The organism is Rhizobium ruizarguesonis (assembly GCF_012349115.1).
GTDB lineage: Bacteria > Pseudomonadota > Alphaproteobacteria > Rhizobiales > Rhizobiaceae > Rhizobium > Rhizobium ruizarguesonis.
This window is the reverse complement of sequence record NZ_PQIG01000144.1, coordinates 192239-198486: the sequence shown is the minus strand read 5'-3', so window position 1 is coordinate 198486 and position 6248 is coordinate 192239. Positions and strand designations below refer to the sequence as shown.

The 6248-nt window shown below is 59.6% G+C and carries 7 protein-coding genes; all 7 read left to right on the top strand.

What is annotated here, in order from left to right; genetic code table 11:
* Nucleotides 1–190 precede the first annotated feature (190 nt).
* The 7 genes from flhA (at nucleotide 191) to C3Y91_RS37335 (ending at nucleotide 6201) form a co-directional block, all read left to right on the top strand.
* Nucleotides 191–2278 (top strand): flagellar biosynthesis protein FlhA, encoded by a 2088-nt coding sequence (gene flhA / locus C3Y91_RS37365; protein ID WP_018072588.1) that lies wholly within the window; start codon nucleotides 191–193, stop codon nucleotides 2276–2278.
* Nucleotides 2275–3027, top strand: coding sequence for a flagellar biosynthetic protein FliR (gene fliR, locus C3Y91_RS37360; RefSeq protein WP_018493773.1), 753 nt, complete (start codon nucleotides 2275–2277; stop codon nucleotides 3025–3027). The genes flhA and fliR overlap by 4 nt, the downstream gene beginning before the upstream one ends.
* A gap of 4 nt (nucleotides 3028–3031) precedes the next feature.
* Nucleotides 3032–3445, top strand: a complete 414-nt coding sequence (locus C3Y91_RS37355; protein WP_018072590.1) for a hypothetical protein — start codon at nucleotides 3032–3034, stop codon at nucleotides 3443–3445.
* A 32-nt stretch (nucleotides 3446–3477) separates the two neighbouring features.
* Nucleotides 3478–4041, top strand: coding sequence for a rod-binding protein (locus C3Y91_RS37350; RefSeq protein WP_168576442.1), 564 nt, complete (start codon nucleotides 3478–3480; stop codon nucleotides 4039–4041).
* Nucleotides 4042–4165: 124 nt separating this feature from the next.
* Nucleotides 4166–4531: a hypothetical protein gene (locus C3Y91_RS37345; RefSeq protein ID WP_003556590.1), complete on the top strand. Its 366-nt coding sequence runs from the start codon at nucleotides 4166–4168 to the stop codon at nucleotides 4529–4531.
* Nucleotides 4531–5070: a hypothetical protein gene (locus C3Y91_RS37340; protein ID WP_168576441.1), complete on the top strand. Its 540-nt coding sequence runs from the start codon at nucleotides 4531–4533 to the stop codon at nucleotides 5068–5070. Before C3Y91_RS37345 ends, C3Y91_RS37340 begins: the two co-directional genes overlap by 1 nt.
* Before the next feature lie 291 nt (nucleotides 5071–5361).
* Nucleotides 5362–6201: a WecB/TagA/CpsF family glycosyltransferase gene (locus C3Y91_RS37335; protein WP_168576440.1), complete on the top strand. Its 840-nt coding sequence runs from the start codon at nucleotides 5362–5364 to the stop codon at nucleotides 6199–6201.
* The last annotated feature ends 47 nt before the right edge of the window (nucleotides 6202–6248 follow it).

Sequence of the window (6248 nt, the reverse complement as noted above, 5' to 3'; positions counted from 1 at the left end):
GCGGTTTTGCCAGGCAAAGCGCGAAGCGCTTTTGCCGGAATTGCATAGAAACAAAAGGTTAGAGCGGTTCTACGCTTCCATGAAAAGCTGAACCGCTCTGAGCCACCTTCGCGCAAGCTTCGCCATTTAATTCTCGATCCGAATTGGGCGGACTCATGTCCGCCTCCTCTCATGAAGAGACGGAATCGTCATGGCGCAACCACCTGCACTCCCCCTTCCAAAAGTCGCCCCGAGCCTGCGCGATGTCGGTTTTGCCCTCGGCATCATCGGCATTATCTGCATTCTCTTCCTGCCGATTCCGCCGTTCCTGATCGATATGGGACTGGCCTTCTCGATCGCTTTCTCGGTGCTGATCCTGATGGTCGCGCTGTGGATCCAGAAACCGCTCGATTTCTCGTCTTTCCCGACCATTCTGCTGATCGCGACGATGACCCGGCTGGCGCTGAACATCGCGACGACACGCGTCATCCTGTCCCACGGTAATGAAGGCCATGAAGCAGCGGGCGGCGTCATCGCCGGTTTCGCAAGCCTGGTGATGTCCGGCGACTTCGTCATCGGTCTGATCGTCTTCCTGATCCTCATCACCATCAACTTCATCGTCATCACCAAGGGCGCCACGCGTATCGCCGAAGTCGGCGCACGTTTCACCCTGGATGCCATCCCCGGCAAGCAGATGTCCATCGACGCCGATCTCTCGGCCGGCATCATCGACGAGAGGGAAGCTCAGCGCCGGCGCAAGGAACTCGAGGAGGAAAGCTCCTTCTTCGGTGCGATGGACGGTGCGTCGAAGTTCGTGCGCGGTGATGCCGTCGCCGGCCTCATCATCACCTGCATCAACATCTTCGGCGGCATCATCATCGGCTACTTCCGCCACGGGATGCCGATCGGCGAAGCGGCCGACGTCTTCGTCAAGCTCTCCGTCGGCGACGGCCTTGTCTCGCAGATGCCGGCCCTCATCGTTTCGCTCGCCGCCGGCCTTCTCGTCTCCCGCGGCGGCACCACCGGCTCCACCGACCAGGCGGTCGTCAACCAGTTGAGCGGTTATCCCCGGGCGCTTTCCGTCTCGGCGGTGCTGATGTTCATCCTGGCCCTGATGCCGGGCCTGCCGTTTATTCCCTTCGTGGTCCTTGGCGGTCTTCTCGCCTTCGGCGCCTGGTTCATCCCGCGTCAGGTCGAAGCCGAAAATATGCTTCGCCGCGAGCAGGAAGAAAAGAAGGTCGTCCAGAGCAAGGAACTGGAAAAGGATTCGGTCAAGGCAGTGCTGCGCACCTCCGAGATCGAGCTCGCACTCGGCAAGATGGTCTCGACGCGCCTGCTCGGCGCCCACCAGGAGCTCGCCTTCCGTGTCGGCAAGATGCGCAAGAAGTTCGCCACGCAATACGGTTTCGTCGTGCCCGAGATCAAGGTGACCGACGATATCGCCATCGCCGAGAAGTCCTACCAGATCCGCATCCACGGCACGACCGTCGCCTCCAACCTGCTGCGCGTCGGCGAAGTCCTCGTCGTCACCGGCGCCGGTCGCCGGCCGAGCATTCCCGGCGACGAAATCCGCGAACCCGCTTTCGGCATGCCTGCCGTCTCGATCCTCGAAAACTTCTCCGACGATCTGAAGCGCGAGGGCTTCCAGCCGATCGACAACGTCTCCGTCGTGCTGACCCATATGAGCGAGGTCATCCGCAACAACCTGCCGCAGCTTCTGTCCTACAAGGACGTCAAGGTGCTGATCGATCGGCTCGATCCCGAATACAAGAAGCTTGCCGACGAGATTTGCTCGTCGCACATGTCCTATTCGGGCCTGCAGGCGGTGCTCAAGCTGCTGCTTGCCGAACGTGTCTCGATCCGCAACCTGCATCTCATTCTCGAGGCGGTGGCAGAGCTTGCCCCGCATGTCAGGAAGACCGAGCAGATCGTCGAGCATGTCCGCATCCGCATGGCCCAGCAGCTCTGCGGCGACCTGGCCGACAATGGCGTGCTGCGCGTGCTCAGGCTGGGCAGCAAATGGGATCTCGCTTTCCACCAGGCGCTGAAGCGCGACGCCAAGGGCGAGGTGATCGAATTCGACATCGATCCGCGCAGCCTGGAAGAGTTCAGCGAGCAGGCCACCAAAGTTATCCGTGAGTTCATGGATCGCGGCTTGCCATTCGCCCTTGTCACGTCGCCGGAAACACGGTCCTATGTGCGCATGATCATCGAACGGCTGTTCGCCACGCTCCCGGTCCTGTCGCATGTCGAACTGGCCAAGGGCATCGAGATAAAGATTTTGGGCTCTATTTCATGATAACAGACCCGCAAGGGACCGTTCTCGCGCTGTTTCTGGTTTTCTGCCGGATCGGTGGCTGTGTGCTGGCTCTTCCGGGTTTTTCGTCGGCGCGCGTGCCTGAACAGCTGCGCGTCTTCATCGCCGGCGCGCTCTCGATCGCCGTCATGCCGCTGCTCTGGGACACCGTCTACCCGGCCGTTCACACAGGTTCGGGAACCTATATCGGCCTGATCTTCAGCGAATCGCTGATCGGCGTGATGTACGGCATGCTGGCGAGGATCTACACGCTCGGCATGCAGTTCGCCGCGACGATCATCGCTATGATGGTCGGCTACACCCAGCCGGGTTCCGCCGACATTCTCGAAGACACGCCGGAGACCAGCCTTTCCGGCTTCATTACCTTTGCCGGCATCATGATTCTCTTCATCATGGATTTCCACCACATCGTCTTCCGCGCGCTGATCGATTCCTACACGACCATGCCCTTCGGCGGCCTGATGCAGATGCGCGCGACGCTGATCTCCTTTACCGACACGCTGGAACAGACCACCTACATCATGCTGCGGCTGTCGAGCCCGTTTTTGATCTACGGCCTGATCTTCAACGTCTCGATCGGCTTCATCAACAAGCTGGCGCCGCAGATCCCGGTCTACTTCATTTCCACGCCCTATCTCTTGATGGGCGGGCTCTTCCTGATCTATTTCTCGATTGCGGCGTTGGTCAGCCAGTTCGGCCAGTCCTTCGGCTCGATCTATATCGGGCGATGAGGCGATGATCGAAAAGAAGCGCTCCCAGAAGCTCAAGCGACTGCTCTCGGTGCAGCGGCATATTGAAAGAGTGGCCGAGAACGACCTGGCCGAAACCAGCCGTCAGCGTGTCGAGGTCAATGCGGCGATAGACGACGTCATCCTCGCGCTCGGCTCGATGGACCCCGTTCACCATGCCTTCTCGCAGAATTACGCCGACAGATTCGGCAGGCTCACCATCAAGGACCAGCAGCTGAACGGCATGCAGCAGGTCCACGAGATGCGGCTGACGCGCGAGCGTGCCAAGGGCGATCGCCTTGAGGAGGGTATGAAGGAAGCCCTTGAGGCCGAGCGCCGCGAGGCCGATGACAATGCCGTCTACGATGTCATCGATCAGCAATTCGCAACGCCAGCCTCCAGCAAGCTTCAAAAACCATAATCGTTACGATCTTAAATTCAGAGGATTGTAACGTGGCTATTTCGCCCCCCAGTGATCTGGTCCTGGACGTTGTCAAAGCTGCCGACCCCATGGAGGTTCAGGCGGCCCAGGAAAAGTTGAAGGCAAATCGTGCGGCCTTTGCCGCAACGAGCCTCGCCGAGAATGGTAAGGGCTTCTCCAATACGGTCGACGTCCTCGACCATATCGGCCAGAAGAGCGGCCTTGCCAACATCCAGAACCGCACCAAGGCCGAGGAAGTTCCGGAAAGCTACCGGAAGTTCGAGGCCATGGTTCTGCAGAATTTCGTCAAGTCCATGCTGCCGAGCGAAGGCGAAGACGTCTACGGCAAGGGCGCGACCGGCGATATCTGGAAAGGCATGATGGCCGAACAGCTCGGCAACGTCATGGCCAAGGGTGACGGCATCGGCATTGCCAAGCAGATGTACAGCGAGCAGCTGCGCCGGCAGGAAGGCAAGATCGTCAATGCCTCGACCGACGACGATGACCGCAACACCGCGCTCAGCATGATCGATGACTTTCAGCGTAAGACTTTTGGCACGCCGACCGCCGATGCCAAGACCGATAGAACAGGATGATTTTAGGCCCGTTGGCCTAAAATCTGAATCCTGTTCTCAATTAAATAGTTAGAGCGTGATGTCGTCCGAAAACCGCGCACACTTTTCGGCATCATGCTCAAGGCGACGCATAACCGGGGGTACAATGGAAATAGTTTCGAACGAATACAGGATCAAATCCGTTCTCGGACGCCTCGAAATGATCATCGACAATGAGAACACCCGGATCGGCAACGACCCGCAATTCGATCTCAAGGTCTCCAATGCGCATAAGAGCCGCTGCCTCTACGAGCTCTCGATGCTTTTCCGCGACACCGATCCGGCCGAGCTTGCCGCTGCCCATCTCGACCAGTTGCACGGCCTGAAGAAGAAACTGGTTCTCAATGCCCGTCGCGTCGAAGCGCATCTCGAAGCGGTTCGCGCCGTGGCCGACCTCCTGAAGAACGCAGTTCAGGACGCCGATGCCGACGGCACCTATTCCCAGGAACAATTCGCCGCGCGTGGAAACTGATGATCAAGCTCGTCCTCACCGGTGTCTGGGTTTGCGCCATCACCTTGGCATCGGTCTATTTCTCGGTGTATCTGGCGACCGCGCCGGCGCCCGCGGCAACGGATTCCAAGCAGAGCGCACTCGAACTGGTGAAGGGCGAAACGATCACCGTGCCGATCATCGGTAACGGCGCGGTCACCGGTTACTTCCTCGGCCGCGTTTCGTTCATGATGAACAAGGACATGCTGAAAGGCGTGACGCTGCCGCTCGCCGAGATGACGACGGACGAGCTTTTCAGCCTGCTCGTCGGCAACAAGATGGTCGATATCGCGCACATCAAATCCTTCGATCCGAAGGCCTTTCGCGAGGAGATCAAGAAGGGCATGAACGAGCGCCTCGGCGGCGAATACGTCGCCGACGTGATGCTGGAGCAGCTCGACTATCTCTCCAAGGAAGAGGTCAAGGAAAGCTCCGCCGGTCAGCCGAAGAAGGTCGGCACACCCGTCAAGATCGTCGAGACTGTACCGGCCGGTGAAGCACCGGCGCCAGCTGCTCACTGAGCAACATCCGAGCATCGACGACAAGCGGCGCCGCAAGGCGCCGTTTTCCGTTGGCGCGTGTGGTTAATAAACCACTTATACGAGCATGGAAATTCAAGGAATTTTCCTAAGGGTTGTTTGAAACCGTCCTGTTATATCAGGTGTCACAGCTTGGCATGCGCCGCTTATCCGGGATCGGAGCGACGCCGTCCCGGCGGGACGCGACCGGTCCTTTCGAGACCTCCGGTGCGGAAATATGGGCTTGTTTTCCGGGATGTCGGGCGCATGCAGCACCCTCGGCAGGAGGTAGGAATGAATTTGATTGCAAACTTCGCGGTGCTCGCATCGCGGCGGACGATCTTTGATCTGCCGGTCTGCGATCTCGGCTGGGACGACGCCCTCGTTTTCATCAACGAGTTGGCCTCCATTCCCGTCGGCCAGACCGTGGTTTGTTTCGTCAACGCCCACAACATGCTGACCGCGCTGCGCGACGACGAATATTACCGGATCATGTCGCACAATCTGGTGCTGCCGGACGGCATCGGCCTCAACATTGCATCGCAGATCGCCCATGGCGCGCCGTTTCCGGCCAATCTGAACGGCACCGATTTCGTGCCGGCCTTCCTGACCTTCATGGAGACCCCGCGCCGCATCGGCCTCATCGGCGGCACGCGCTCGGTCGTCGAGGCGGCGGCGGAAAACTTCCGTAGGCATACGCCCTGGCACGAATTCTTCATCGTTTCCGACGGCTACTTCGACAAGGTCGATCCTACTGATGTCATCGAGGAGCTCGAGCGCCAGAAGGTCGATATCCTGATCGTCGGCATGGGAACGCCGCTGCAGGAGAAATGGGTTCACGATCATATCCGCGCCGATCATGCGCGCCTGGTGTTGACGGTGGGCGCTCTCTTCGACTTCGTCTCCGGCGCCGTCCCCCGCGCGCCGAGGACGGTGCGGATGATGCGCCTGGAATGGGCCTATCGCCTGCTGCAGGAGCCGACGCGCCTCTGGCGCCGTTACGTTGTCGGCATCCCGGTCTTCCTTTTCCATGTCCTGCGCTACCGCTTCCGCCGACGCGAAAGGATCCTCAGCCATCCGGAAGAGCACGGCAGCGCGCTGCAGCCGTCGTCGGATCGTCGGAAGGCAAGTTGACCTACAGCGCCGCGCGTCTTTTCAGACGCGCAAAGGATGGTGCAGCA

Coding starts and splice junctions, on each gene's coding strand:
- flhA (WP_018072588.1), top strand. CDS start 191: ATGGCGCAACCACCTGCACTCCCCCTTCCAAAAGTCGCCCCGAGCCTG.
- fliR (WP_018493773.1), top strand. CDS start 2,275: ATGATAACAGACCCGCAAGGGACCGTTCTCGCGCTGTTTCTGGTTTTC.
- C3Y91_RS37355 (WP_018072590.1), top strand. CDS start 3,032: ATGATCGAAAAGAAGCGCTCCCAGAAGCTCAAGCGACTGCTCTCGGTG.
- C3Y91_RS37345 (WP_003556590.1), top strand. CDS start 4,166: ATGGAAATAGTTTCGAACGAATACAGGATCAAATCCGTTCTCGGACGC.
- C3Y91_RS37340 (WP_168576441.1), top strand. CDS start 4,531: ATGATCAAGCTCGTCCTCACCGGTGTCTGGGTTTGCGCCATCACCTTG.
- C3Y91_RS37335 (WP_168576440.1), top strand. CDS start 5,362: ATGAATTTGATTGCAAACTTCGCGGTGCTCGCATCGCGGCGGACGATC.